Source organism: Streptomyces sp. SS8 (assembly GCF_054072955.1).
In genome coordinates this window covers 1-24394 of record NZ_JBSVCZ010000023.1, presented here as the reverse complement: position 1 = coordinate 24394, position 24394 = coordinate 1, and the positions used below count along the sequence as shown (strand labels likewise).

26 protein-coding genes are annotated in these 24394 nt (G+C 74.3%); 11 read left to right on the top strand and 15 right to left on the bottom strand.

Features of this window, described 5'->3' with window-relative positions; translation table 11 throughout:
• Nucleotides 1–80: 80 nt before the first annotated feature.
• The 4 genes from ACW69E_RS20900 to ACW69E_RS20885 all read left to right on the top strand — a co-directional run bounded on the left by ACW69E_RS20900 (nucleotide 81) and on the right by ACW69E_RS20885 (nucleotide 3429).
• Nucleotides 81–986 carry a LysR family transcriptional regulator gene (locus tag ACW69E_RS20900; protein WP_457499805.1) on the top strand — a complete coding sequence of 302 codons (906 nt, stop codon included), beginning with the start codon at nucleotides 81–83 and terminating at the stop codon, nucleotides 984–986.
• Between the two features lie 127 nt (nucleotides 987–1113).
• A complete protein-coding gene (locus tag ACW69E_RS20895) occupies nucleotides 1114–1722 on the top strand; it encodes a cysteine dioxygenase (RefSeq protein WP_457499804.1) in 609 nt (202 codons plus the stop codon).
• Complete coding sequence (locus ACW69E_RS20890) at nucleotides 1722–2840, top strand: YeiH family protein (RefSeq protein WP_457499803.1); 1119 nt, start codon at nucleotides 1722–1724, stop codon at nucleotides 2838–2840. Before ACW69E_RS20895 ends, ACW69E_RS20890 begins: the two co-directional genes overlap by 1 nt.
• Before the next feature lie 97 nt (nucleotides 2841–2937).
• A complete protein-coding gene (locus ACW69E_RS20885; RefSeq protein WP_457499802.1) occupies nucleotides 2938–3429 on the top strand; it encodes a general stress protein in 492 nt (163 codons plus the stop codon).
• On the opposite strand, the gene yidC is transcribed toward ACW69E_RS20885, so the two are convergent.
• The 3 genes from yidC to ACW69E_RS20870 form a co-directional block, all read right to left on the bottom strand.
• The gene (yidC, locus tag ACW69E_RS20880; protein ID WP_457499801.1) at nucleotides 3356–4126 is read right to left on the bottom strand and encodes a membrane protein insertase YidC; all 771 of its coding nucleotides are present in this window, start codon (nucleotides 4124–4126) and stop codon (nucleotides 3356–3358) included. The genes ACW69E_RS20885 and yidC overlap by 74 nt on opposite strands.
• Nucleotides 4127–4231: 105 nt before the next feature.
• On the bottom strand, nucleotides 4232–4510 hold the full coding sequence (locus ACW69E_RS20875) for a DUF6412 domain-containing protein (RefSeq protein ID WP_457499888.1): 279 nt from the start codon (nucleotides 4508–4510) through the stop codon (nucleotides 4232–4234).
• Nucleotides 4511–4672: 162 nt separating this feature from the next.
• A complete protein-coding gene (locus tag ACW69E_RS20870; protein WP_457499800.1) occupies nucleotides 4673–5287 on the bottom strand; it encodes a TIGR03086 family metal-binding protein in 615 nt (204 codons plus the stop codon).
• Between the two features lie 327 nt (nucleotides 5288–5614).
• On the opposite strand from ACW69E_RS20870, the gene ACW69E_RS20865 reads away from it, so the two are divergent.
• A complete protein-coding gene (locus ACW69E_RS20865) occupies nucleotides 5615–5785 on the top strand; it encodes a hypothetical protein (RefSeq protein ID WP_177213962.1) in 171 nt (56 codons plus the stop codon).
• 59 nt (nucleotides 5786–5844) lie between these two features.
• Here the strand turns inward: ACW69E_RS20865 and ACW69E_RS20860 are convergent, their stop codons facing one another.
• Entirely contained in the window at nucleotides 5845–6210 is a 366-nt protein-coding gene (locus ACW69E_RS20860) for a hypothetical protein (protein ID WP_457499799.1), read from the bottom strand.
• A 372-nt stretch (nucleotides 6211–6582) separates the two neighbouring features.
• Between ACW69E_RS20860 and ACW69E_RS20855 the strand changes: the two genes are divergently transcribed.
• Entirely contained in the window at nucleotides 6583–7956 is a 1374-nt protein-coding gene (locus ACW69E_RS20855) for a hypothetical protein (protein WP_457499798.1), read from the top strand.
• A gap of 54 nt (nucleotides 7957–8010) precedes the next feature.
• Here ACW69E_RS20855 and ACW69E_RS20850 read toward each other — a convergent pair whose 3' ends face one another.
• Nucleotides 8011–8736: an ABC transporter permease gene (locus ACW69E_RS20850; RefSeq protein ID WP_457499887.1), complete on the bottom strand. Its 726-nt coding sequence runs from the start codon at nucleotides 8734–8736 to the stop codon at nucleotides 8011–8013.
• 64 nt (nucleotides 8737–8800) lie between these two features.
• The gene (locus ACW69E_RS20845; RefSeq protein WP_457499797.1) at nucleotides 8801–9769 is read right to left on the bottom strand and encodes an ATP-binding cassette domain-containing protein; all 969 of its coding nucleotides are present in this window, start codon (nucleotides 9767–9769) and stop codon (nucleotides 8801–8803) included.
• Between the two features lie 140 nt (nucleotides 9770–9909).
• On the opposite strand from ACW69E_RS20845, the gene ACW69E_RS20840 reads away from it, so the two are divergent.
• Nucleotides 9910–10671, top strand: a complete 762-nt coding sequence (locus ACW69E_RS20840; RefSeq protein ID WP_457499796.1) for a TetR/AcrR family transcriptional regulator — start codon at nucleotides 9910–9912, stop codon at nucleotides 10669–10671.
• 60 nt (nucleotides 10672–10731) lie between these two features.
• Here ACW69E_RS20840 and ACW69E_RS20835 read toward each other — a convergent pair whose 3' ends face one another.
• On the bottom strand, nucleotides 10732–12387 hold the full coding sequence (locus tag ACW69E_RS20835) for a glycoside hydrolase family 13 protein (RefSeq protein WP_457499795.1): 1656 nt from the start codon (nucleotides 12385–12387) through the stop codon (nucleotides 10732–10734).
• Nucleotides 12388–12622: 235 nt separating this feature from the next.
• Here ACW69E_RS20835 and ACW69E_RS20830 point away from each other — a divergent pair, with 235 nt between their 5' ends.
• Nucleotides 12623–13255, top strand: coding sequence for a DedA family protein (locus ACW69E_RS20830; protein WP_457499794.1), 633 nt, complete (start codon nucleotides 12623–12625; stop codon nucleotides 13253–13255).
• 18 nt (nucleotides 13256–13273) lie between these two features.
• Here the strand turns inward: ACW69E_RS20830 and ACW69E_RS20825 are convergent, their stop codons facing one another.
• Together ACW69E_RS20825 and ACW69E_RS20820 are read right to left on the bottom strand one after the other, a co-directional pair.
• Complete coding sequence (locus tag ACW69E_RS20825) at nucleotides 13274–13753, bottom strand: phosphatase domain-containing protein (RefSeq protein WP_457499793.1); 480 nt, start codon at nucleotides 13751–13753, stop codon at nucleotides 13274–13276.
• 57 nt (nucleotides 13754–13810) lie between these two features.
• Nucleotides 13811–14593: an alpha/beta hydrolase gene (locus tag ACW69E_RS20820; protein ID WP_457499792.1), complete on the bottom strand. Its 783-nt coding sequence runs from the start codon at nucleotides 14591–14593 to the stop codon at nucleotides 13811–13813.
• Between the two features lie 89 nt (nucleotides 14594–14682).
• Between ACW69E_RS20820 and ACW69E_RS20815 the strand changes: the two genes are divergently transcribed.
• Nucleotides 14683–15075 carry a hypothetical protein gene (locus ACW69E_RS20815; protein WP_457499791.1) on the top strand — a complete coding sequence of 131 codons (393 nt, stop codon included), beginning with the start codon at nucleotides 14683–14685 and terminating at the stop codon, nucleotides 15073–15075.
• 87 nt (nucleotides 15076–15162) lie between these two features.
• Entirely contained in the window at nucleotides 15163–16434 is a 1272-nt protein-coding gene (locus ACW69E_RS20810; protein WP_457499790.1) for a cytochrome P450, read from the top strand.
• Nucleotides 16435–16444: 10 nt separating this feature from the next.
• Here ACW69E_RS20810 and ACW69E_RS20805 read toward each other — a convergent pair whose 3' ends face one another.
• From ACW69E_RS20805 to ACW69E_RS20785, 5 genes are all read right to left on the bottom strand, one after another.
• Nucleotides 16445–17002 carry an AAA family ATPase gene (locus tag ACW69E_RS20805; RefSeq protein WP_457499789.1) on the bottom strand — a complete coding sequence of 186 codons (558 nt, stop codon included), beginning with the start codon at nucleotides 17000–17002 and terminating at the stop codon, nucleotides 16445–16447.
• A gap of 6 nt (nucleotides 17003–17008) precedes the next feature.
• Nucleotides 17009–17545 carry a DUF1360 domain-containing protein gene (locus tag ACW69E_RS20800; RefSeq protein WP_457499788.1) on the bottom strand — a complete coding sequence of 179 codons (537 nt, stop codon included), beginning with the start codon at nucleotides 17543–17545 and terminating at the stop codon, nucleotides 17009–17011.
• Nucleotides 17546–17606: 61 nt separating this feature from the next.
• Entirely contained in the window at nucleotides 17607–17912 is a 306-nt protein-coding gene (locus ACW69E_RS20795) for a hypothetical protein (protein WP_457499787.1), read from the bottom strand.
• A gap of 142 nt (nucleotides 17913–18054) precedes the next feature.
• Complete coding sequence (locus ACW69E_RS20790; RefSeq protein WP_457499786.1) at nucleotides 18055–18468, bottom strand: hypothetical protein; 414 nt, start codon at nucleotides 18466–18468, stop codon at nucleotides 18055–18057.
• A gap of 162 nt (nucleotides 18469–18630) precedes the next feature.
• A complete protein-coding gene (locus ACW69E_RS20785) occupies nucleotides 18631–19512 on the bottom strand; it encodes a glycoside hydrolase family 19 protein (protein ID WP_457499886.1) in 882 nt (293 codons plus the stop codon).
• Between the two features lie 271 nt (nucleotides 19513–19783).
• Here ACW69E_RS20785 and ACW69E_RS20780 point away from each other — a divergent pair, with 271 nt between their 5' ends.
• Nucleotides 19784–20761, top strand: a complete 978-nt coding sequence (locus ACW69E_RS20780) for a DUF2637 domain-containing protein (RefSeq protein WP_457499785.1) — start codon at nucleotides 19784–19786, stop codon at nucleotides 20759–20761.
• A 97-nt stretch (nucleotides 20762–20858) separates the two neighbouring features.
• On the opposite strand, the gene ACW69E_RS20775 is transcribed toward ACW69E_RS20780, so the two are convergent.
• Nucleotides 20859–24065, bottom strand: a complete 3207-nt coding sequence (locus ACW69E_RS20775) for a glycosyl hydrolase 115 family protein (protein ID WP_457499784.1) — start codon at nucleotides 24063–24065, stop codon at nucleotides 20859–20861.
• Nucleotides 24066–24394: the final 329 nt, after the last annotated feature.

Here is a 24394-nt window from a genome sequence, read left to right as displayed (position 1 = left end):
GTGCACGGCGGGCCGCACACGCTCCGTCGAAGGCTCGTAACGGTCTCTCGCCACCTCTAAAATCCGTTTATCGTTCCGGCATGTTCGATTCGCGGCACATCAGGACCTTCCACGAGGTGGTCCGCACCGGTTCGTACTCGGCGGCGGCCCGCTCCCTGGGGTACACACAGCCCGCGATCACCCAGCAGATGAAGGCGCTGGAGCGGACCGTGGGCACTCCGCTCTTCCTGCGGGCCGGCCGACGGATGCGGCTCACCGAGGCGGGCGAGGCCCTGTCCCGGCACGCCGGCGTGATCCTGGGCAGCATGGAGGCCGCCCAGCGGCAGATGACGGCGCTGACCAGGCTGCGCGCGGGACGGGTGCGGGTGTGCGCGTTCCCCAGCGCCGGGGCCACCCTGGTGCCGGAGGCGCTGGCGCGGCTGGCCGCCGACCACCCCGGGGTGCGCGTCGAGCTCCAGGAGAGCGAGCCGCCGGAGTCGCTGGACCGCGTGGTGCGCGGTGAGTGCGACATCACCCTGGCCTTCACCTACCCCGGGCTGCGCGAGCAGGTGCCCGGGGAGCTGGTGGAGATACCGCTGCTGGAGGACCAGCTCACCGTACTGCTGCCCACCGGGCATCCGATGGCGCGGCGGCGGGCGGTACGGCTGGCGGAGCTGGCGGACGAGCGATGGATCGCCGGGTGCCTGCGGTGCCGCACCAACTTCCTGCACGAGTGCGCCGAACTGGGCTTCGCCCCCGACATCGTCTTCACCACCGACGACAACCTGGTGGTGCAGAGCCTGGTCGCCGAGGGGCTGGGCATCGCCATGATGCCGGGGCTGGTGCTGTCCTTCCTGGTCCACCGGAAGGTCACCGGACGCGCCCTGGACCCGGCCGCCCGGCGACAGGTTTCGGCGTACGTGCTCCGCGAACACCTGCGGATACCGGCCACCGCGCTGGTGCTCCAGGAGTTGCGGACGGTGGCCGCGAACCGCACCGGCTGCTGAGGCCGGCCGCCTGGCGGCCCCTCCCCCGCCCCGGGCCGCCCCCACGCGCTCATCCATAAGCAGAGTTTCGGTAACCGCGAAGAAACCCTCGTTGGACGTGATGGGAGATCGGCGCGACGCTGCGGACATGGCCGCTTCGCTCTCCTCCACAGCACACACCGCCGCCCGCCCGGCCGCCGCCCGCACCGCCGGCCCGCGGACGACCGACCGCCTCGCCGCCCTCGTCGCGGACATCCGCGCGGCCGTTGGACGGGGCCTGCCGCCGGACCCGACCGCGTATCTGGTCGGCGAGAAGCTGGCGCCCCACCTGGGCGCCCCCGGCCTGCTCACCCCCGGGCAGTGCGAGGGCGACCCCGAGCGCTACCGCCAGCACCTGCTGCACGCCGAGGCCGACGGCAGTTTCTCGCTCGTGGCCCTCGTCTGGCTGCCGGGCCAGCGCACCTCCGTGCACGACCACGTCTCCTGGTGCGTCACCGGTGTCCACCGGGGCGAGGAGCACGAGCGCCGCTACCGGCTGCTGCCCGCCGACTCCCCCGATGGCCGGGCACGGCTGATCGCCACCGAGGACGTGGTGAACCCACAGGGCTCGGTGTCCGGTTTCGCGCCCCCCGGCGACATCCACCGGGTCTGGAACGGCGGCTCGGACAAGGCCGTTTCCATCCATGTCTACGGAGCCGACGTCTCCCGGCTGGGCAGCAGCGTCCGCCGGGTCTACGATCTCCCCGCCGACCGCTGATGGCGCTGCTCGGGCAGCGTCCGCGGCGGCACACCGGCGAGCACGGCGGCGGCGAGCGCCCCGCGGTGCGTCCGGCCGGGCCGGGCTCCCCGCACCGGGACGCGCCGGGCCCGCTGCCCGGTCTCGCCCTCGCCGCGGTCGGCACGGCGCTGGCCTGGGCCGTGCACCGGCTGCTGCCGGGCGTGCCGATGCTGACCGCGGCGGTCGTGCTCGGCGTCGCCGCCGCACACCTGCCGGGGACGGGCCGGTTCGCCTCCGGCGCCGGCCGCCCCGGACTCTCCCTGGCCGGGAAGCGGCTGATGCGCGCCGGTGTGGTGCTGCTGGGGCTGGAGCTGAGCCTGGGCGACGTACTGGGGCTGGGCTGGGCGACCGTCGGCATGGTGCTGGCGGTGGTGACCGCGACCTTCTCCGGCACCCTGTGGCTGGGCCGCCGGCTCGGCCTGCGCGGGGACCAGCCGCTGCTGGTGGCCACCGGCTACTCGATCTGCGGGGCGTCCGCGATCGGCGCGGTCGGCGAGGCGCGCGGCAGCGACGAGCGGGACACGGCCGCCTCCGTGGCGCTGGTGACCCTGTGCGGCACGCTGGCCATCCTCGTCCTGCCGCTGCTGCAGCATCCCCTCGGCCTGGACAGTGTCCGGTTCGGGCGCTGGGTCGGCGCCGGTGTGCACGACGTGGGCCAGGTGGTGGCGGCCGCCCAGACCGCGGGCGAGGCGGCGCTGGGCGAGGCGGTGCTGGTGAAGCTGATGCGGGTGCTGCTGCTGGCTCCGCTGGTAGCGGCGGTGGCCGTCTCGGCGGTCCGGCGCGGCCGGGAGGGCCGGGACGGCCGGGCCCCCGGTGGCGGGGGGCCAGGCGGCAGGCGCCCTGCGCTGGTTCCGCTGTTCGTGGCCGGGTTCCTGGCTGCGGTGGCCCTGCGCACCACCGGGGCCGTCCCGGCCGGCGCGCTGGAGGCCGCCGCCGCGGTCCGGGAGTTCGTCCTGGCCGCCGCGCTCGTCGGTCTGGGCAGCGCCGTCCACCTGCCCACCCTGGCGCGCACCGGCGTGCGGCTGGCCGTGCTCGGTGCCTGTTCGTGGGTGGTCGTCGCCGGGGTCTCCTACGCGGGCGTGCTGCTCACCGTCTGACGCCCGCGGGCGGCCTTTCACCTTCCCCGGCGCCCATGAAGGGGCGGCCGCCGGGGAAGGCGGGCCATGACGGACATCCCGACAAGGAGAGTGCGAGATGGCCAGCATCGAACCGAACCCCGTGAACCCGGTCAGCGACGCCTGGAACACGGTGGCCGGCTACTCCTCCTACGAGGAGGCCCAGGCCGCCGTGGACCGCCTCTCCGACGAGAGGTTCCCCGTCGAGCACATCGACATCGTCGGTTCCGATCTGCGCCTGGTCGAGCATGTCACCGGGCGGATGACCAAGGGCCGGGCGGCCGCCGTGGGGGCCGCCAGCGGCGCCTGGTTCGGCCTCTTCATCGGTCTGCTGGTGGGGCTGTTCACCACCGGCGGGGCCTGGCTCGGGCTGATCCTCGGCGGCATCCTCATCGGCGCGCTGTGGGGGGCGGCCTTCGGGTTCGTCGGCCACACCGCGACCGGCGGGAGGCGCGACTTCTCCTCCACCCGGTCCCTGGCCGCCGCCCGCTACGACGTCATCGTGCGCGGCGGGCACGCCGACCGGGCCCGGGGCATCCTCCAGCGCGAGGGGCTGTCCGGCACGGCGTGACCGCGCCGCGTTCGCGGTGCAGCAACGCCCGCTCCGCCGCCGTCCACGCCGTGGTCGTGGCCAGGTAGATCCCGGCGGCCAGCGGGACGAACGCGGCGGTCACCAGGGTGCCGAACGAGAGCAGCGGCAGGAGCCTCGCCAGGCCCGGCGCCCCGGGCAGCTCCGCCCGGTGCGCCGCCGCGCGCGCCCGTCGGCAGGTCCAGGCCGCCACGGCGGCGATCACCGCGAACAGGCCGAGGTACACCAGCCCCTGCGGGCCGAGGACCCCGCCGTCCGCGAGCGCGTCGGCGTAGACCCCGCCCAGCGGGGCCGCTCCCAGCCGGTCCTCCAGCAGTCTGTTGGGCTCGCCGCCCACCCGCTCAGCCGTGAACAGCCGGTACATCACGAAGAAGACGGGCAGCTGCGCCAGCGTGGGCAGGCAGCCCGCCGCGGGAGAGACCCCCTCACGGGCGTGCAGTTCCAGCAGGGCGCGCCGCAGCCGCTCGGGGTCGGCGGCGTGCCGCTTTCCGAGTTCGGCGGTCTGCGGGGCGAGGCGGGCGCGGGCCTTCTCCGCCCGTGCCCCGGCCCGGGCCAGGGGGTGGAGCAGGGTGCGTACGCACACGGTGGCCACCACGATCGCGGCGGCGGTCGCGAAGGTGGCGAAGACCGGTTCGAGCGCGCCGGCCAGCAGCGCGAGAAGATGGACGATGACGGACATGGCTGAGCCCTCCCGGGGCCTCGTCGTGCCGGACTGATCGGATGTCGGCGTGACGAGCCGTGCGGGCGCGGTCCCGGCATGGGATCCGCCGGGGTCCTCCCGCGCCTACCCGGCCGTCGGGAGGGGACGGCCGGGTGCCCGGGGCCGCGGGCGGCCCGAGGCGTCGGGGTCGCGCTGCGGCAGGAAGGCGGTACGGCGCTCCCGGTCGCGCAGGGCGGTGCGGATGCGCGCGGGCGGCGCGGGCCGGGCGCGGCACGCGGCCAGGAGGGCGGCCACGGCGAGCGCCGTGCTCGCGGCGGCGGTGGCGGCGAGGGCGGTGACGGCCTCCGCCAGGCCGCCGCCGTGGGCGGGCTGAAGGCCCGTCAGGAGCATCAGCAGCGCCATCAGCGCCGGTGGGACCAGGAGGGCGAGCGGCCAGGGGGCGGCATGCCGCCGTACCGTACGGGGGGCGCGCATCCGGCCCGAGATCCTGCCGTACGGCATCTGCGCCCCCTCCCGCGATTCGCTCCCCCGCGGCCCCGTCTGCCCGTGGGCCGCCTTTCGATGCTAGCCCAGACGCCCCGAAGCGGCCCCGGGGTTCCACGAGGGTCGCCTGCCGCTGAGGCCGACGGCGCGGTCCAGCAGCGGGGAGCCGTCGGGGACCTCGACGACGGGGCCGAACACCCCCGCCCTCTCCGCCTCGTCCGCCGACTGCGACAGCAGGTCGACCGAGACCCGCAGGCTCGCCTCGTCGCAGTCGTAGTCCTGGCCGGTGGCGCGGGCGATGTCCCAGCCGTGGACGAGGAGTTCGTTCAGGGCGACACGCCCGGCCACCGCGGCCGGCAGTGTGACGCCGCCCGCCTGGGTGGTCCCCTCCCACGCCGCCGGTTCCCGCCATGCCGCGACGAGTCCGTCCAGGGCGCGGGGTACGGCGTCGCGCCAGTCGGCGGGCAGTAGCGCGGCCGAGGGCCGGGAGACGGAGGGATCGGTCCGGGTGGCGGGCCCCAGATCCTTGCGGGCCGCGTCCCGGAAGGCGATGCTCAGGCCGAGCACATGGTGGATCAGGTCGCCGACGGTGCTCTCCTCGCACGGGGTCGGCGCGGAGAGCCGCTCGTCGGCGACGCTCTCCAGCACCAGGGCCATGCGCCGGGCCGGGGGTTCCAGATCGGGCATCGCGGTCATCTCGCGTCCCTTCCTCTCGCGGGTGTGCCGGTTCGCGCGGCGCCGTACGGGCGCGCATGTGTGGAGACCGGCGCGGTGCGGGGAACTCATCGCCGCCGCCGCGGGTGGCGCAGGTCTCCTCGGCCCGGGGCATGACCGGCGCCGCCACGGGTAGCCGCCCGCTGGCTCGCGGCCGCACCGCGGCCGGACGCGCCCGCGGCGGATGTGCCCGGATCGCGGGCGCGGCGGCGGGCGCGCGACCGGCACGTGAAACGATCTGGGGCGCGGCGAACGGCCGCACCACGGGTCGCTCACGGCACCCGTGACACGAGAGAGAGGATCCGCACCATGGCGACCACCGCGACCCGGACCGAGCACCCGCCGATCTACGAGGGTCTGCTGGAGGAGCTGGGGGACGTACCCACCGAGACGCGCGAGGCGGCCGAGCGAATACTGCGCGAGACCCGTGAGGTCCTGGACTGGAGAGAGCCGGGTGAGGCGCAGCGCCGGCCCGAGTGACCCGGGCCCGCCCGGACCGCTCCCGGGAAACGGGGCGAGGGAGCGCCGGGCGCTGTCCGTCAGGCGGTGGCCGGGAGCGGCACCAGGAAGAACTCCCGGCCGTCACGCCCGATCACCCGCACCGGGTTCGAGGGCAGCGCGTCGAAGACGGCCGCCGCCACGGTCTCCGGTGCGTCCTCGGCGGTGATCGGCGGCGCGAGGGCCGCCCGGATCGCCTTCCGGGAGGCGGGCGAGGGGGGCTTGCGCCCGGCGGACTCGGCGCACTCGTCGATCTGCTCGTCGCTCAGACCGGGCCCGTATCCCCTGCGGTGCGCCTCGGCGGCCACCACGGTGGCCAGGGCTGCGCGGTTGTGGTCGCGGCAGACCTCCCCCGGGGTCCCCGCGGGGTGGAAATGGCGGGCGGTTCCGATCGAGAGCGAGGACAACGCGGCCTCCGTGCTGGGCTGGGATCCGTGCGGGGATGGAGGAGGGCCGGGCGGGGCTCCCGCTCCGGGCGGCCGGGGCGTCCTCCATCGTACGGCCGCGCTCCGGCCGGCTCCTGGTTCCCGAACGCCCGTCCGGGGAGGGAGGGCCCCGGTCGAGACGGGGGAGAACTCGACCGGAGCCGGTTGGGAGGCGGGTGCCCGGAGGGCTGCGCCCGGGGGAAGAGGCGCGTTCGCGCCCAGTCGGCACCCGCATCTGGTTCAACCGTAAACCACTCTGGGGTGTTCCCGCGCACCGGGCCCCGCTCACGCGCCCACGCGGACTTTTCCCCGGCGTTCCCGGGTGACCGGACGACCGCTGGGTAGCGGGACACCATGAGGACAAACCGCCCCATCTCTCACATACTCCGGGGGCGGCGGGCGACTCTGCTCTGGGCCGTCCTGCTCGCCCTCGCCACCGCCCTCCTCACCCCCGCGGGCGGCGCCCGCGCGGCCACCGACCTCGACGAGGTCGCCGCCGCACTGCGGGACGACCCCGTCTACGTCGATCCGGCCGCCTCCGACAAGCTCTCCGCGTCCGAGGCCGACCGCCTCACCGAGCAGATCCGGGCCGGCGACGTCCCCGTCTACATCGCCGTCCTGCCCGACGATCCCTCCTACGGGGACGACGCCGTCTTCGACCGGCTGCGTTCGGAGGTGGGACGCCCCGGCGTGTACGCCGTCGCACTGGGCTCGCGGTTCGGCGCGGCCTCGGACGCCGGTGTGCTGGCCGGTTCGACGGCCAGTGAGCTGGCCCAGCGCAACCTGCGGGAGCACTCCGGCGAACCGGACCGGATCCTCGGCGGCTTCGTCACCGACGTGCAGTCGGCCGCGCGCGCCGACGGCGGCACGGGCGGTTACGGCGACCGGGACACCAGCGGCGGCACCGGCGGCACCGGCGTCCTGGTGGGCTTCCTGGCCGTGCTGGCGGTGTTCGCGCTCGGCGGCCTGTTCCTGACGCGGCGCTCGCGCAGGCGGCGGCAGGAGGAGGAGCGCGCCGAACTGGAGCAGGTGCGGGCGGCGGTCCAGGAGGACATCACCTCCTACGGCGAGTCCCTGGACCGGCTCGACTTCTCCCCCTCCGCCCCCGGTGTCACCCCGGAGATGCTGGAGGACTACCGGCGGGCCCTGGACGCGTACGAGAGGGCCAAGGGCGCCTCCGACGCCGCCCGCCGCCCCGGTGACGTACGGGCGGTGTCCGAGGCGCTGGAGGACGGCCGGTTCGCCCTGGCGGTGCTGGACGCCCGGCGGGAGGGGCGGGAGTTGCCCCAGCGGCGGCCGCCGTGCTTCTTCGACCCCCGGCACGGGCCGTCGGTACGCGATGTGGAGTGGGCGCCCCCGGGCGGCTCGCCCCGCGAGGTGCCGGTCTGCGCGGCCGACGCCGCCCGGCTCGACGACGGCCTGGACCCGGCGGTGCGGACCGTGCCGACGGCGACCGGCGAGCGGGTGCCCTACTGGGACGCGGGCCCGGCCTACGGCCCGTGGATGGGCGGCTACTACGGCGGCTACGGGTCGATGCTGCTGCCGGGCCTGCTCTTCGGAACGGTCCTGGGCAGCAGCATGGGCGGCTGGGGCTACGGCTACGGGCCCGGCTGGGGCTACGGCGGCGAGAACGGCGGGGACCTCGGCGGCGGAGACGGAGGCGGTTTCGGCGGAGGCTTCGGCGGAGGGGACTTCGGGGGCGGCTTCGGCGGCGGGGGCGACTTCTGAGCCCCTCCCCCATCCCGCTGCCGGGCGGGCCCGCCTTTCGGGCCCGCCCGGTTCTCACGCCGTGCGGCGGCGGAAGAGCGTCCCGGAGGCCGCGACGGAGACGGCGAGGATCCCGGCGCACCAGGCCAGCGCCTGCCAGGGAGCGCCGCCGACCGGCTGTCCCAGCAGCAGTCCCCGCAGCGACTCGATGAGCGGGGTGACGGGCTGGTGCCCGGCGAAGCCGTGGAGCCAGCCCGGCATGGTCTCCACGGGGACGAAGGCACTGCTCGGGTAGGGCAGGAACAGCACGAGGAAGGTGAAGCCGCTCGCGGCCTCGGGGGACTTCGCGAGCAGGCCGACCGCGGCGGACAGCCAGGACAGGGCCAGCACGTAGGCCGCCAGGAGTCCCGCCGCGGCCGCCCAGCCGGCCGCGTCCGCCTCCGGCCGGAAGCCGATGGCGAAGGCGACGGCGAGCACCACGGCCGTCGCGGCGGCGTTGCGCGCGGCACTGGCCGCCACGTGCCCGGCCAGCACACAGGCGCCGCCGACGTCCAGGGAGCGGAAGCGGTCGATGACGCCCTCGGCCATGTCACCCGCGACGCCGACGGCCGTCGCCGCGGCCCCGTAGCCGGCGCACAGCACCAGCACTCCGGGGACGACGTAGGTGATGTACCGGGTGCCGGTGTCGATCGCCCCTCCGAAGAAGTAGACGAACACCAGCATCAGCATCACCGGCAGTATCAGCGAGGTGAGCAGGGCATCGGTGTTGCGCATGGACAGCCGTGTGCAGCGGGCGGCCATGACCAGGCCGTGGGTCAGGGAGCGGGCCGGGGCTCCGGGCGCGGCGGCGCGGGGTGCGGTGAGGTCAGACACGGGCGGGCTCCCCGTGGACGGCGGGGGTGGCGGTCCGGCCGGTGAGGGCCAGGAAGACGTCGTCGAGGGTGGCCTCGTGCACGGCGAACCGGGCCACCGCGTCCCGGTCCGGATCGATCTCGTCCAGCAGCAGCCGCACCTGCGCCGCGCTCCCGTCGGTGGGCACTGCCAGGAGCAGCCGGTCCGGTTCGCGGTGCACGGTGCGCCCGCCGAGCAGATCCGCGGTGCGCCGGTAGGCGGCGGCGTCGGTGAGCGTGAGGTCCAGACGCCGTCCGGCCACCCGCCTCTTGAGGTCGGCGGCGGTGCCTTCGGCGACCACCCGGCCCGCGTCCAGGAGTGCGATGCGGCCGGCGAGCCGGTCGGCCTCCTCCAGATACTGGGTGGTGAGGAAGACCGTGGTGCCGGCGGCCGCCAGGCCGGCGACGAGTTCCCACATGGCCTGGCGGCTGCGCGGGTCGAGCCCGGTCGTCGGCTCGTCGAGGAAGACGACCTCGGGGCCGGCCACGAGTCCCGCCGCGATGTCCAGGCGGCGGCGCATCCCGCCCGAGTACGTGCCGGCCCTGCGGCCGGCGGCTTCGGTGAGGTCGAACCGCTCCAGCAGTTCCCCGGCGCGCTCGCGGGCCCGGCGGCGTGTCAGCCCGCACAGCCGGCCCATCATGCGGAGGTTCTCCTCGCCGGTCTGCTGCTCGTCCAGTGCCGCGTACTGACCGGTGAGGCTGATGCGGCGGCGCACCTCGCGCCGGTCGCGCACCGTGTCGAAGCCCGCGACGCGGGCCCGGCCGGCGTCGGGGCGCACCAGCGTGGACAGGATGCGCACGGTGGTGGTCTTGCCGGCCCCGTTGGGCCCCAGCAGCGCGAACACGCTGCCGCGCGCCACCTCCAGATCCACTCCGGCCAGGACTTTCACCCGGCCGTAGGACTTCTCCAGACCGGTCGCCTCGATCACCGGTTCGTCGGCCATGACGGCTCCCCCTCTTGTCCCGCGCGCCCCGGGCACGCTTCTGCGTATGCCATACACGCTATTGCGTAAGGTATACACATCCCTAGGATGGCGGTCAACCGGACGGAGAGCACCACAGCGGCGAGGGCGGGCACGACAAGATGGCGAAGGACAGCGGCGACGGCCTGCCGCCCGGCGTGGAGACCGCCTGGGGCCTGCGTGAACGCCCCGGCAAGGGGCCCCGGCCGGGGCTGAGCGTGTCCCGGATCGTCGGCGCCGCGATCGAACTCGCCGCCGCCGAGGGGATCGCGGCGGTCTCGATGGCCCGGGTCGCCGCCGCGCTCGGCGTCTCGACGATGTCGCTGTACCGGTACGTGACCTCCAAGGAGGAGCTCCTGGTCCTCATGGAGGACACCGCCACCGGGCCGCCTCCGCAAGGTCCCGTGCCGGAGGAGGGCTGGCGGGCCGCGCTCGCGCACTGGGCCCGCTCGCACCGGGAGGTGCTGCACCGCAACCTGTGGATGCTCCGCATCCCGGTCAGCTCGCCGCCCATCACGCCCAACTCGGTCGCCTGGATGGAGCGGGGCCTGGCCTGCCTGCGCGGCACCGGGCTGGACGAAGGCGAGAAGGTGCAGGTCATCCTGCTGGTCAGCGGCTTCGTCCGGAACGAGGCGACCTTGATGGCGGACATCGAGGCAGCCGCCAGGGCCTCGGGCCGGAGTACGGCCGAGACGATGGCCTCCTACACCCGGCTGCTGGGCAGGCTGACCGATCCCGAGCGCTTCCCGGCCGTCACCGCGCTCCTCGCCTCGGGGGCCATGGACGGCACGGAGGGCCCCGACGACGACTTCGTCTTCGGTCTGGAACGTCTGCTGGACGGCGTCGAGGTGCTGGTGCGGACGCGGAGCGAGGCGGGCCGCTGACGCACGGCGGCCTCAGCGGCCCGGCACCCCGGTGGCGGGCCCCCGGGCGGGGCCCCGGGGTCAGTTCGGCTGGGTGTCCAGCCAGACCGCGGTGTCCGGCGGCAGCGTCCGCCCGTCGCACGCGCCGCTGGCCAGCAGCGGCCCGGCCGCGGACGGCGGCAGGGGCAGCGGGACGCCGGAGAGGTTGACCCGGCACTCCAGGGCGCCCTTGCGGAAGGCAAGCTCGCCCTCCCGGGCCGGCAGCCAGGTGAAGCTCTCGTCCCCGGTGAAGGAGCGGCGGGTCTTCAGGGCCGCTCGGTACAGCTCCAGAAAGGAGCCCGGTCGGCCGGTCTGGGCCTCCACCGAGTACTCGCCCCAGCCGTCGGGCTGCGGCAGCCAGCTCCCGCCCGGGCCGAATCCGCAGGAGGCACCCGAACGCTCCCAGGGCAGCGGTACACGGCAGCCGTCGCGGCCCTTGCGTGCGTTACCGGTCCGCTCCCACATCGGGTCGCGCAGCGCCTCGCGCGGCAGGTCGGCCACCTCCGGCAGGCCCAGTTCCTCGCCCTGGTAGAGGTAGGCGGTTCCGGGCAGCGCCAGGGTCAGCAGAGCGGCGGCACGGGCCCGGCGGCGGCCCGCCTCCTCGTCGGCGGCCGGCTCGCGGCCGTCCGACATCAGCCAGGCGACGGTGTCGGTGCCGGCGGGCAGGGCGTGGCGGCTGAGGTGGCGCACCACGTCGTGGTTGGACAGCACCCAGGTGGGCAGCGAGCCGACCGAGCGGGCCCCCTCCAGCGAGGAGTCGATGACCTCGCGGTAGGCGTCGGCGTCCCAGGGACAGCGCAGATAGGGGAAGTTGAACGCCTGGTGGAGTTCGTCGGGCCGGGTGTACAGCGGCAGCCGCGCCTGGCTGACGCCCGCCTCGGCGACGGCGATCCGGGGCGGGGCGTACTCGTCGAGGATCTTCCGCCAGGCCCGGTGGATGTCGTGGACCTCGTCGCGGTCCCAGAAGGGGTGGTCGTGCCCTTCGGGCGGCGCGTTGAGGGGGGCGGAGTCCGATCCGTTGGTGTCGCGCAGCGGCAGGGCGAGGTCCTTGCGCATGCCGTGTGCCACGTCGATGCGGAAACCGTCGACGCCCAGGTCCAGCCAGAACCGCAGGATGCTCTCGAACTCGGCCGCGACCTCGGGGTTCTCCCAGTTCAGGTCGGGCTGCTCGGCGGCGAAGATGTGCATGTACCACTGGCCGTCCGGCACCCGGGTCCACACCTCGCCGCCGAACTTGGACTGCCAGTCCGAGGGCGGCTCGCCGCCGTCCGGGCCACGGCCGTCCATGAAGACGAAGCGGTCGCGGGCGGGCGAGCCGGGTGGGGAGGCCAGCGCCTCGGCGAACCAGGGATGCTCACTGGAGCAGTGGTTGGGGACGATGTCGACGATGACCTTCAGCCCAAGGGCGTGGGCCCTTTCCAGGAGCTCGCGGAAGTCCTCCAGGGTGCCGTGGCGGGGGTCGACGTCGCGGTAGTCGCTGACGTCATAGCCGCCGTCGGCCCAGGGAGAGCGGTAGAAGGGGGTGAGCCACACCGCGTCCGCGCCCAGTTCGGCGACGTGGCCGAGGCGGTCGGCGGCCCCCCTCAGATCGCCCATGCCGTCCCCGTCGGCGTCGGCGAAGCTGGGCACGTATATCTGGTAGACGACGGCCTCCCGCCACCAGTCGGCGTCATCGCCCCGGAACGTGCTCTGTGTCACGGCTGCCTCTCGGGTCCCGCTTGTAAGACAAGCCGAATTATTGGGCCGCGACTTGGTTCACGGTCAAGAAATGCCCACGATACGAGCACGTGACATATGCCATGCCCGGTAATGTCCGGACTCACCGCCCCGGTTCCCCCCGCCCCCGCCGGACGGTTCGCCCCGGAAGGACCGGGTAGCCGTCCTCGCACCGTCCGTGCCCGCCCCCACAGCACCGGGCCGCACAAGGAGAGACATGTCCGCAGCGCAGCAGAGCGACGGCCTGGTGAACTGGGCGACCGGCCTGATGGAGACCCTCGGCGCCCCCGGGGCGGGCCTGGCCATCGCCCTGGAGAACCTCTTCCCCCCGCTGCCGAGCGAGGTGATCCTGCCGCTGGCCGGGTTCGCCGCCGGCCGCGGCGACATCAGCCTCCTCGCCGCGCTGCTGTGGACCACGCTCGGCTCGGTGGCCGGGGCGTTCCTGCTGTACTGGGCGGGCGCGCTGCTGGGCCGGGAGCGGACCCTGGCCGTCGCGCGGAGGATCCCGCTGCTGAAGCCCTCGGACATCGAGAGGACCGAGGCGTGGTTCGCCAGGCACGGCACCAAGGCGGTCTTCTTCGGGCGGATGGTCCCGGTCTTCCGCAGTCTGATCTCGGTGCCCGCCGGCGTCGAGCGCATGCCCGCGGTGACGTTCCTGACCCTGACCGCGCTCGGCAGCCTGCTGTGGAACACCCTCTTCGTACTGACCGGGTACGCACTCGGGGAGAACTGGCACACGGTGTCGGGCTATGTCTCGATGTACTCCAGGGCCGTGGTGGCCGTCATCCTCGTGGCCGTCGTGGGTTTCGTCGCCGTCCGTGCGGTGCGGTACCGCCGCGGCGACGGGTAGCCGGCCGGCGGGACGGCCTCAGGTGCGTCCCTCGCTCTCCTGTGCCTCCTCCAGGACGGGGCCTGCCGTCATCCACCCTGCCCGCACCACCGTGAAACCGTCCGCCTCGTAGGCGTCGCAGACCAGGGGGTCGTCGTCGACCACCAGGGCGACGGTGTGCTCCCGCGCCAGGCTCCGCAGCAGTTCGGGCTTGGCGACGCGGGCCGGGCGGCGGTCCCGCCCGCCGCGCATCAGCAGTGGTCCGTCCGGCAGGCCGTGCCGGACCAGCCACCCCAGGGTGTCGCGGCGGCACCGCTCCGGCCTCCCGGTCACGTACGCGATCTCGTGTTCCCCGGCGGCGGCCAGGGCCAGTGCGACGCCCTCGGCCAGCGGCGGGTCGTCGGGGGCGGCGGCGAAGAAGGCGTCCCAGTCGCGGCGCCCGTCGAGGTGGTGCAGGCGGTGCCGGACGTCGGCGAGCGTTCCGTCCAGGTCGAACACCGCCAGCGCGCGGGACGCCATCGGTCACCTCCGGGTGCGGTACGGCAGCGGCACTCGCGCCATGCTCCCATCCGCCGGTCACGGCCGTGCGGCCGGCCGCGGGCCGTCCACCCACCAGCGCAGCGCCTCCGTGGCCAGTTCGGGCGGCACCTCGTGGCCGCCGCCGAACTCCCGGTAGGTGACGGCGTAACCGGACCGCATCAGCTCGGGGACGAGGCGGCGGCTGCACGCGCCGACCGGCAGGACGGGGTCCTCCCGGCCGTGGGAGACGAAGATCCGGGGGCGCCCGCGGCGGACCGTCGGCGCCATGGACCCCGGGGAGAAGGCCAGCACCGCACCGAACAGGTCCCCGTTGGCCGGCCCCAGCGAGAGCGCACAGGAGGCCCCGCCGGAGAAGCCCGCCACCGCCACCCCCGCCGGGTCCACGGGGAAGCGACGGAAGACGCCGTGCAGCACGGCGTCCAGCCGGGCCACGTCCGGGCCTCCGGCGACGTCCCAGGTGGAGCCGGCCGCCCGGGGCGCGAGCAGCAGCAACCGGCCGGATCCGGCCTGCGGAAGCAGCCGAGTCAGCGCCTGCTCCGCCGTTCCCCCCTCCTCGTGGAGCATCACCAGCAGCCAGTACGGCCGCGCCGGCCCCCCGTCCCCCGAAGGCGGCGGAACGCGCAGCAGCGCCCCTCCCTCCATCCGGTACGTGCCCGCGTCCCCCTCTCCCGCGCCGGGCGGGAACACCGGGGGCAGGGAGACGGAGGGCCGGGCGGACAACCGGCACCGCGGTACGCCCTCCCCGGCCTCCGGGCGGGGGCGGGCCCGCTCCGGCCCCGGCGCACCGCCCGCGCCCTCTCCCGCGTCCGTCCCGGCCACTTCCGCTCCCCTCTCCCGCGGCGCCGTGCCGCCGTGGTACCCCCGGCGGCACGGCGCATGCCCGCATCCCGAGGGGGTACGCACCCGGCATGACAGACGAAAAGGACATCGGCAGGAACGCGGGCGGGGACACTCCGTCGAAGTGGACCCCGGACGACGAAAGGGTGCGGGAGATCCGGGAGGCCGAGCGCGAACGCGGCGAGGCCCGCCCGTTCGACTATCCCTACGGCGAGCGCCGGGCCAATGTGCGGGCCAGGCGCCACATCAGCAGGGAGGAGGCCGACGCGGACATGCCGCCGGGCCTCTCCGGAAGCTACGGCACCACCGGCGGCGGGCAGCCCGCGGGCCCGGCGCGCGCCCGGCCGGGCAGGTCGGTCGTGGGCGAGGACCCGGCCGGGGTCGTCGACCGGGACGGCACGCCCGGGGAGGAAGGAGCCGGCGAGGAGACCCGGGAGGCCGGTGAGGACACCGGACGCGGGTAGCGGCCACCGGGGTGGAGTTCCGCGCCGCGCCGCGGAGGGCGGCGCGGCCTCCCGTTTCGCCCCGGTCCGCCGGGGCACGCGGCCCGCATGAGTCTCCCCCGCCTCCTGCCGGACAGCACCCTGTCCCTGCTCGCCCGAGGTTACGCCTGGCTGCCCGACCGTATGCGCCGCACCACGGGCCCCCTGGTGCGCGCCCGGCTACTGGGGAAGCCCACGGTGGCCCTGCGCGGGCCGGATGCGGTCCGATTCGTCTACGACGAGCGCCATGTGCGCCGCGGGCCGGCCCTCCCCGAACCGGTGAAGAGCACCCTGTTCGGGCACGGCGCGGTGCACACCCTCGACGGTGAGGCGCACCGCGTGCGGAAGGCGATGTTCCTGGCGCTGCTGAAGTCCCCGCAGAACATCGCCGGCCTGGTCGGCGATGCCACCGCAGCGTGGGACGAGGCGGCCGCCCGGTGGGCGGAGCGGGAGCAGGTGGTGCTGTTCGACGAGGCGAGCCGGGTACTGGCCGGGGCGGTCTGCCGGTGGGCCGGCGTACCGCTGAAGGAGGCCGAGGCGGAGTCCGTCGCCCGCGACCTGGTGGCCATGGTGGACGGCTTCGCCACCCTGGGCCCGCGCCACTGGCGCGCCCGGTCGGCACGCCGCCGCCGCGAGGCGTGGCTGGCGTCCCTCGTGGAGGGGGTGCGCGACGGCTCGGCGAGCGTTCCGGAGGGTTCGGTGGTGGATGTGGTGGCGCGGCACGTCGACACCGACGGCGAGCGGCTCGACGCGCGGACGGCCGCGGTGGAGATCCTCAACGTGCTGCGCCCCACCGTCGCGGTCTGCTGGTTCGTCGCCTTCGCCGCGCACGCCCTGCACCGGTGGCCGAAGCACCGGGCCCGGCTGGCCGAGGAGGCTCGCACGGGCGCCGGGCACGGCTTCGGGGGCGCGTACGCGGAGGCGTTCGCCCATGAGGTGCGCCGCTTCTATCCGTTCGCGCCGTTCATCGGCGGCCTCGCCGCGGCCGATCTGACATGGCGGGGCGAGCCCGTCCCCCGGGGCGCGCTCGTCCTGCTCGACATCCACGGGCAGGACCACGACCCCGCGCTGTGGGAGGACCCGTACTCCTTCGACCCGCGGCGCTTCCTCGACCGCCCTCCGGAGCGGGACGAGCTGATCCCGCAGGGCGGCGGCGACCCCGCCACGGGCCACCGGTGCCCGGGCGAGGACGTCACCGTGGCGCTGCTGACGGCTCTGTCGGCGCGGCTTTCCCTGCTGGAGTACGACGTGCCCGAGCAGGATCTGCGGATTCCGCTGCGCCGCGTCCCCTCCCGTCCGCGCAGCGGCTTCGTCGTCGCGAACGTGCGCCCGCCCGGCTGACCGGGCCCGGTCAGTCCCCTCGGCCCTCCTCGTCCGGCCGCGCGTCCGGTACGTCCCGTACGTCGAACCCGCCGCAGCCGTCGATCCGCACCTCCCGCACCGCGTCGAAGCCGTCCGACCGGCGGGGTTCGCGCAGCCGCCGGAGGGTGTCGAAGAAGCCTGCCTCGGGCACGCGCTCCCTGCCCTGGCGTGCGGCGTTGCGCGCCAGGGCGTTCGGCACGTCCGGCGGGAACCAGTACGCCACCACCCGCGCCCCGTACGCGCGTCCCACGGCGATCAGGGGAGCCCACTCCAGAGGTGAGGGGTTGGTGTTGTCCACGACCACCGGCCGGCCCCGCTCCAGCGCCTCCTCCACCAGACGCATCTGGCGCCGCTGCCGGTGCCGGGCGGAGCGCGGGAAGAGGTCCTTGCTGACCACGGTGTACCCGGCGGGGAGGCAGCGGGCGCGGAAGGTGGTCTTCCCCGATCCCTGGAGGCCCACCAGCACGGCCAGTTCAACTGGCGCCCGCGGTCCCTCCCCCGGGTCCCGCCCCTGGCCGGGGGCGGGACCGGGCGGCTGTCCTGCCACGGCCTGTCAGCCCTCGCCCTCGGCCTTCCGCTGGGTCAGGCTCCAGGCGTACTGCAGCCAGTCGGACAGGGCCACACTGCTCAGACAGGAGGTGACCAGACGGGTGGCACGCGGAGCCGTGGCGTAGCCCGCCGTCAGACCGCCGGCGATCCACATCGCCACGCAGAAGGGGCAGGCCAGCAGTTCGCCCACGGACCGGTGCAGCCCGTGTCCGCGGGGCACGTCCATGACCTCGGCGCCGTGGAGACTGCCGGTGCGGCGGGTGAAGGGGGCCCGAAGGAAGCTGGTGACCTTGTCCTTGGTGAGCAGCCGGGAGCTGCGGTAGGTGGCGACTCCCATCAGGAGCAGGTCCAGCGGGGGGATCCGCTCGGGCAGCTGCCGGCCCGACGCCCTCATACGCCAGGCGAACACCCCCGCACCGGTCGCGTAGACGCCCGCCAGCGTGGCGAGTCCGCGCAGGGAGACCTCCCCCTCCTCGGAGTACTCGTCCGCGCCGGTGACCCGGCCCACCGTCTCGGCGGCCTGGTCCATGGCACCACTCATTCGGCTCCTCCTCGTCACCGGTCCGGAAACAGGCCCCGCGTCCCCGCCGGGGTCGCCCGTGTCACGGCCTGGGGTTCGTACGCCGCCACCGGGGGCGCGCGTCGGCCCCTCTGCGCCCCGCGACCGAGGCGCACCGCGGGCACAACCGCTGCACGCGGTCGGCCGCGCCGCCTGACTCGGGGATGACGTCGGTCCACGTCACATGCGGGAAGCGGTCGAGCCGCGAGCGGCTGAGGGACAGCCCGCACACGGTCTGGTTCATGCCCTGTTCCCAGGCGTGCACCTCGCCCGCGGGCAGCCGGACGCCCTCCTCCTCGTCGGTCCACCGGCCCGACGCGGCCACGGCGTATCGCTTGCGTACTGACACGGGTGTACGGGTTTCCCCCAGTGCCGTCCCCACACCCCTTCTCCTCGGTTTCCGCAGCTCTCGGGGCTCCGTGCCCGCCGCACGGCCGCCTCTCCCCCCTCCCCCGGCCGCGGCCGCCGCTCGTGCCGTACGGCGGCCGCGCCTATTCGGAGTCCGCCGCAGGCTCCTCGCGGCGGTGGAGCCTGCCGCCCGCGCGGAACTCGTGGACGGCGTGGCCCTGCTCGCCCGCGGTCAGCATCACCTGCTCCCAGCCCAGCGCGCGGTTCCCCGTGGCGAACAGCGGGCCGCTCTCCCGGTCGCCGATCAGTGCGCGCAGCAGTCCGGCCGCCCGCTCGCTGATGTCTCCCCCGCCCTCGGGCACCGCCCGGCCGCAGACCCCGGTCACCCGCCTCGCCCGCAGATCCACGTCCTGGATCTCCAGTGAGAGCAGGTCCAGCACCCGCAGGTCCCCCTCCCACAGCAGCAGCCACAGGGCCCGGTGCGCCATGTCGATGGAGTCGTCGGCGAGCAGTTCCTCGAGCCGTTCGGCGGTGATGCGTTCGTCCGTGAGCGTCATGGCCCGGCAGTATTCCGGCCGGACACGTCCGCGGGTAGAGGTAGGAAGGATCCTTCCTGTGAAGGCCGTGCCGCCGAAGTCCCGTCCGCCGTCCACCGCGAGGGCGGACGGCGGTGGCGGCGGTGGAGGGCCACGGTGCGGCCCTCCACCGCAACTCCCCTGTCAGCAGCTGAGGTTGTCGCCCGGGGTGGTCCCCAGGATCTGGACGAACCGCCGGTAGTTGTCGATCCGGCTCTGCACCTGGGCCGGGTTGCGCCCGCCGCACTCCAGGGAACCGTTGATGCTGCGGATGGTCTCGCCGAAGCCGTGCCCGCCCACCATCGCGTTGTGCGGGGTCATGGTGCCCGGCCCGCTCTGGGTGTTCCAGTACCACAGCGCGGTCTTCCAGGCGACCGCCGCGTCCCGCTCCACCAGATGGGGGTTGCGCAGCAGGTCGATGCCCAGCGCGTCGCCCGCCGCCTTGTAGTTGAAGTTCCAGCTGAGCTGGATCGGGCCGCGCCCGTAGTAGGCGGCCTGGCCGGCCGGGCAGCCGTAGGGCTGACCGCTGTCGCAGTAGTGCGGATAGTTGGCGGTGTTCTGCTCCACGATGTGGACCAGCCCGCCGGTCTCGTGGCCGACGTTGGCGAGGAAGGCGGCGGCCTCCCGCTTCCTCACCGTGTCGCTGCCGGTGCCGGCGAAGGCCGGGTAGGCGCTCAGGGCCGCCTTCAGGCCCTGGTAGGTGTAGAAGGGGTTCCGGTTCGGGAACATCGAGTTGAACTGCGCCTCGCCGACCACGAAGCCCGACGGGTCCGGGTCGGTGGGCGGCGGGGTCGTGCCGCCGCCGCAGGCGCCCTGGTCGCTCCAGACTCCGGAGGTGCCGGGCGGCGCCTCGTTCTGGGTCCACCAGCGGGCGGTCCAGTTGTGGCCGTTGTGGGAGACGGTCGTCCCGCCGAGGTAGACCGCCGAGGAGTTCCACGGGGTCGCGCACTCGGCGGCGGAGGCGGAGGTCGCGGGGACGGTGACCGCCAGGGCGCCTGCGAGGACGGAGGCGGCGAGGCCCGCCATGAGGCGTTTTCTCAGCACGTGAACTTCCCTTCCGGGGTGGGGGGTTGACCGGGAACACTCAAGCGCCTTGGTATATACCAGTCAAGGTATGGACCAGATTCGCTTCCGCCGGAACCGCGGACCGGGAGGAAGGTCATTCACCGTGATCGTATGAATTGAGACTTCACCCGAATGCCGGTCATCCGGTCGGGTCCCGCCTTCGTTGTTGTGGACGTGACTCCACCAGATCCGCTTTCCACGCCCGCGGCCCGCCTTCCCGGATCGAGCTGCCGTGAGTGACCAGGGCCCGCACTTCGATCCGTACGGCACGCCCCCGGGCCCGGACCCCGAGTGGTACCGCACCGGTGTCCATCCGGACTTCGATCCGTGGTTCGTACCGGAGCAGAGAGCCCCCGCACCGCCCGACGTGGACGTCCTCGACCCGTCCTGGGACTTCGAGGCCGAACTCGCCAAGCTGCTGCAGGACTCCGGCCACGCACCGCACCGGCCCCACGGCCGGGAGCACGATCCGTCCCTTGCCCGGTCCGCCTCCACCGAGCACCCCGGGGGAGGCGCGCACACCGGGGCGGAACCGTCCGCGGACGAGACCACCCGGGTGCTGCGCCGCATCGACGCCGAGGACACGGGAGGGGCGGGCCGCCCCGGCGGCGCCGCTCCCGCCCGGCGGGCGGGGCGCTCGGCCGCCGAACGCCGCCACCGGCGCAGGCGCCGGACGCCGCACCGGCCGGAGCTGTCGCTGCTGCACGTGTTCAGTTACGCCGTGGCGGCGCTGACCGCCGGCATCGTGGCGATGGTCAGCGTGCTGGGCGGACTGGTCTCCTACGACCCCCTGCGCCTGCTGGCCGGTCCCGCCGTGCCCGCCGACCTGGCACGCTGGTGGCCCCTGCTGATCTACGGGCCCTGGCTCACCGGCTCCCTGTCGATTCTGCGCGCCACCGTGCTGCGGCGCCGGGTCCGGCACTCCTGGGCGGTGGTGATCCTCTTCTCGGCCGTGGCGGTGGTCCTGTGCGTGGCCCATGCCCCCAGGACCCTGACCGGGGTGGCGGCCGCGGGCCTCCCCCCGATCACCGCCCTGGCCTGCTTCCACCAGCTGGTGGGACAGATCACCCTCACCCAGCCCCGGCACGCCCTGCCCCGCCGGCCCGCGCCCCCGCCGCAGCGCGGCCCGCTCCCCCGGAGGCGGACCACGTACCGCGTGGACGGTCCGGGGCGCCCCTCCCCGGAGGGGCGCCCCGGACGAAGCGGCTGACACGGGCGGGAGCTGACACGGGCGGGACAGGAGCCTGCCGGGCGGCCCGCGGTGGGCCGCCCGGCAGGCTCGTCCCGGTGCGCGGCGGCGCCGCCCGTCAGCGGCCGGCTCTCCGGCTCTCCGGCGGCCCCAGGTAGCTCGGCCGCAGACCGCCGGTGTCCACCACGATCCGGTGCACGACGACCGTCGGATCGATCATCCACAGCTTCAGGACGTGGACGCCCGGCCGGCCCACCGTGTGCCGGGTGACGGTGCGGTTGACGTTGTCGGAGGTGTTCCTCGCCCACCGCCTGTTCATGTAGGTGTCATCGGCTCCGGTGGCGGTGGTGACGTTCACCGTCCGCGGTTCGGCGTCGTCGATCGAGACGGCGTACCGCAGGCCTTCGGTCGGCAGGACGTTGTTGCGCGGCGAGAGATACACCCACACATCGACCTCGCCGACCGTGGTGAGCGTCATCTCGTACTCCAGGCGTGGTCCGTGGCCACCCGGTTCCCGGCTGGGCGCGGTGACGGGGTAGGGCTCCATCCCGTCCTCCGCCCGCCCGATGTCCGGCAGGCGCTTCCAGTGGACGCCCGCGGTCTCCACGGCCCGGGAGTAGTGCGCGGCCTCCATGGATACGTGCCCGTCCGCCTCGACGAAGCCCCGCGGCCCCCGCCGCGGCATCCTGTGGTTCTCGACGACGGCCTGGACCTCCACGGTGGCGCCGCCGGGGCCGTGGACGGTGATGGGCACCCTGGTGACGCCCTCGGGAGCCCTCCTCCAGTCGACGCGCACGGTGGCGCGCACCTGCTCCTCGACCCGCCCGCGCGCACGCCTGATCCGTACCCAGGGCTCGGCCGCGGTGATGCGGTAGCCGAAGGGCCTGCTGCCGCGGTTGAAGACCTCGATGTACTGCTCGGGGTAGTTCTGGTACGGACTGAAGGCGGGCAGCACCGCCTCCGCGTCCGCCCCGGGCCACCACAGGTCGGATCCGTCGATGCCCACGCCCATCTCGGCGCGGTCGGGCGGTTCGATGCGCCTGACCGCCGGGAAGACCTCGTCGGGCAGCGCGACGTGGTCGGGTGTCTGGGGCTGCTGCCAGGGCGCGTCGGGCCCGTAGCGCTCCACGTCCCCGTAGCCGATCTTCGGCTGGGTCTGGAAGCCTTTCCACTTTCCGCCGGCCAGGATGTTGTTGTAGTAGTCCGACATCGCCCGGTCGTCGGCGAAGCGCTCGTCGGTGAGATCGGCGTAGCGGTTGGCGGCGGCGCGGCCCTGCTCGGCGTAGAGGAGGTTGGTGAACTCCGCCTCGCGCAGCTCGTAGAGGTTGGCGGTGGCCTTCACCTGGTAGAGCACGAGCTGGTAGTAGGCGTCCCGGTCCTCCTTCGGGAGCCGGCGGCCGGCCTTCTCCGCACGCCTGGCGAGCCTGCGCCACTCCTCGGTGACCCGGGCCATCTCGCCGTAGTGGTTGAGGTGGTAGGGGCTGGCCTGGTCGTCGTGGACCACCGCCTCCTCGTCCTTCGACAGGTCCTTGGCCGGGTCCAGGGTGATGCGGCGGTTGAGCAGCTCGGGCTTGCGGCGGGCCTGCAGGACGCCGTAGGTATGCAGGATCGAGGCGATCTCGTCGGCGTGCTCGGGGCCGAAGCTCTGGGCGACGTAGCCGCGCCCCCACTCGTGGAGGCGCTCCAGGGGCCAGCGCTTGGGGGCCCAGGCGTAGTCGAGGAAGAACTGCGTGGGCAGCTCCTCGGCCTTCAGGTCGCCCACGTTGACCACCCACAGGCGGTCCACGCCGTAGGTGTGGGTCAGATGGAGCTGCTCCCAGGTGCTGACGAGGTTGACGGTGTCGACCCACTTGTAGTTGCGGCCCACTCCGACGTAGTCGAAGTGGTAGTACATGCCGTAGCCGCCGGCGCGCTTCGGGAGCGACCGGTCCGGGAGCTTGCGCATGTTGCCCCAGTTGTCGTCGCAGAAGACGACGGTGACGTCGTCCGGCGGGCGCAGGCCCTTGTCCCAGTAGCGCTGGACCTCCTTGTAGAGGGTCTGCACCTGCGGGATGCCGGTGACGTCCTCCTCGCCCGTGACCTCGGCCAGGATCTCGCGCTGGCTGTCGAGGATGGACTGCATCAGGTCGATGCCGTCGCCGTCGGGCAGGCTGACGTCGCCGTTGCCGCGCATGCCGAGGGTGACCACTCCCTCGAAGTCCTCCTCCACCATGCGGCGGATGCCGTCGGCCCAGTACGCCTCGATCGCCTGCCGGTTGCGGCGGAAGCTCCACTCGCCGGTGCCGCCGTAGGGATCGCTGCCGGGCTCGGTGATGTTGCCCTCGGCGTCGCGTTTCGCGGGGGTGGCGTGGCGGTTCCACTCCTCGATGCCGCGCATCATGGGGGCCTCGTGCGAGGTGCCCATCACGATGCCGTACTCCTTGGCGGTGGCGTGGTTGGCCGGGTCGTCCTCGGCGAAGGCCCGGCCCCACACGGCCGGCCACAGGTAGTTGGCCTTGAGTCGCAGGAGGGTCTCGAAGACCTTGGCGTAGAACTCCTTGTTGAAGCCGTTCGGGAAGCCGGGGGCGTGGCCGGGGCCGAAGTACTCCGGCGCCCAGGTGCCCAGCGCCGGGTTCTCGTCGTTGATGAAGAAGCCGCGGTACTTCACGGCCGGGGTGCCCTGGGTGTGGCGGCCGGGCAGCACGTGCAGCTCGTCGTGGCGGCGCGGCGGTACGTCGTCCCAGAAGTGCCAGGGGGAGACGCCCATCTGGCGGGTGGTCTCGTAGATGCCGAAGATGGTGCCGCGCTGGTCGCTGCCGGCGATGACGAAGGCGCGGCGCACCCCCGGCGCCGGATTCTCCACCACCTGCTCGACGGTGGTCTCCCACTTCCCCGCGATGCCGGAGACGTCCAGCTTCCCCGCCGCGACGAGCCGGTCGATCAGCGGGCTCCTCCCGATGGTGCCGACGATCACGACCTCGGCGCGCCGCGGCGGGGCATCGGCCCGCTTGAGGGCCGGTTCGACGCCGGTGACACGCCCGATGTCCCCCCGCAGGTCCTCCGCCGCCCGCAGTACGCCCGGGTGGTCGTCGCCGCTGACCACGATCGGCGCGGCGCGGCCGTCCGCGACCAGGGGGAGACTCCCGGCCCGGCGGGAGAAGGAGATGTAGGCGTCGAAGCCTCCCCCGTGTCCGCCGCCGCCCCCGCCCCGGTCCGCCGCGGCGGCGGCCGGGGACGCGACGGCGGCGGGTACGGCGGTGGCTGCCGCGGTCAGCGGAATCAGTCCGAGGAACGTCCGCCGGCTGGCGTTCCCGGGGTCCTGTGGACCGGTGTCGGGCCTTCTCATTGTTCGATCTCCGCAGGTCAGGGACGGGAGAGCACTGGAGGGAAGCGCACACTGATCGTTCCGGAACGATTCCGGAAATCGAATCACCGAGACATGCTCCGGTCAAGGCTCCCACTGCGGAACTTCCGTTATTGCCAAAGCAGTTGAGGGCACGCAGCACAGGAAGGGACCGTCCGGCATTTCCGAAAACTTTCGCCGTGGTGACGACAATTCCGCGCGGAGGCATCTCCCTCGGGCGGCCGCGCCGCCGCATGCCCTCCCGTCCGTCCGGACCGGCGGAGGCCGAGGGCTCCGAAAGTTCCGGACCCGTCCCGCACACGGCGGCGGGG

Excerpts from the sequence above, each read along its gene's own strand:
- ACW69E_RS20900 (WP_457499805.1), top strand. The coding sequence starts at position 81 with ATGTTCGATTCGCGGCACATCAGGACCTTCCACGAGGTGGTCCGCACC.
- ACW69E_RS20895 (WP_457499804.1), top strand. The coding sequence starts at position 1,114 with ATGGCCGCTTCGCTCTCCTCCACAGCACACACCGCCGCCCGCCCGGCC.
- ACW69E_RS20890 (WP_457499803.1), top strand. The coding sequence starts at position 1,722 with ATGGCGCTGCTCGGGCAGCGTCCGCGGCGGCACACCGGCGAGCACGGC.
- ACW69E_RS20885 (WP_457499802.1), top strand. The coding sequence starts at position 2,938 with ATGGCCAGCATCGAACCGAACCCCGTGAACCCGGTCAGCGACGCCTGG.
- yidC (WP_457499801.1), bottom strand. The coding sequence starts at position 4,126 with ATGTCCGTCATCGTCCATCTTCTCGCGCTGCTGGCCGGCGCGCTCGAA.
- ACW69E_RS20875 (WP_457499888.1), bottom strand. The coding sequence starts at position 4,510 with ATGGCGCTGCTGATGCTCCTGACGGGCCTTCAGCCCGCCCACGGCGGC.
- ACW69E_RS20870 (WP_457499800.1), bottom strand. The coding sequence starts at position 5,287 with ATGACCGCGATGCCCGATCTGGAACCCCCGGCCCGGCGCATGGCCCTG.
- ACW69E_RS20865 (WP_177213962.1), top strand. The coding sequence starts at position 5,615 with ATGGCGACCACCGCGACCCGGACCGAGCACCCGCCGATCTACGAGGGT.
- ACW69E_RS20855 (WP_457499798.1), top strand. The coding sequence starts at position 6,583 with ATGAGGACAAACCGCCCCATCTCTCACATACTCCGGGGGCGGCGGGCG.
- ACW69E_RS20850 (WP_457499887.1), bottom strand. The coding sequence starts at position 8,736 with ATGGCCGCCCGCTGCACACGGCTGTCCATGCGCAACACCGATGCCCTG.
- ACW69E_RS20845 (WP_457499797.1), bottom strand. The coding sequence starts at position 9,769 with ATGGCCGACGAACCGGTGATCGAGGCGACCGGTCTGGAGAAGTCCTAC.
- ACW69E_RS20840 (WP_457499796.1), top strand. The coding sequence starts at position 9,910 with ATGGCGAAGGACAGCGGCGACGGCCTGCCGCCCGGCGTGGAGACCGCC.
- ACW69E_RS20830 (WP_457499794.1), top strand. The coding sequence starts at position 12,623 with ATGTCCGCAGCGCAGCAGAGCGACGGCCTGGTGAACTGGGCGACCGGC.
- ACW69E_RS20825 (WP_457499793.1), bottom strand. The coding sequence starts at position 13,753 with ATGGCGTCCCGCGCGCTGGCGGTGTTCGACCTGGACGGAACGCTCGCC.
- ACW69E_RS20815 (WP_457499791.1), top strand. The coding sequence starts at position 14,683 with ATGACAGACGAAAAGGACATCGGCAGGAACGCGGGCGGGGACACTCCG.
- ACW69E_RS20810 (WP_457499790.1), top strand. The coding sequence starts at position 15,163 with ATGAGTCTCCCCCGCCTCCTGCCGGACAGCACCCTGTCCCTGCTCGCC.
- ACW69E_RS20800 (WP_457499788.1), bottom strand. The coding sequence starts at position 17,545 with ATGAGTGGTGCCATGGACCAGGCCGCCGAGACGGTGGGCCGGGTCACC.
- ACW69E_RS20790 (WP_457499786.1), bottom strand. The coding sequence starts at position 18,468 with ATGACGCTCACGGACGAACGCATCACCGCCGAACGGCTCGAGGAACTG.
- ACW69E_RS20785 (WP_457499886.1), bottom strand. The coding sequence starts at position 19,512 with ATGGCGGGCCTCGCCGCCTCCGTCCTCGCAGGCGCCCTGGCGGTCACC.
- ACW69E_RS20775 (WP_457499784.1), bottom strand. The coding sequence starts at position 24,065 with ATGAGAAGGCCCGACACCGGTCCACAGGACCCCGGGAACGCCAGCCGG.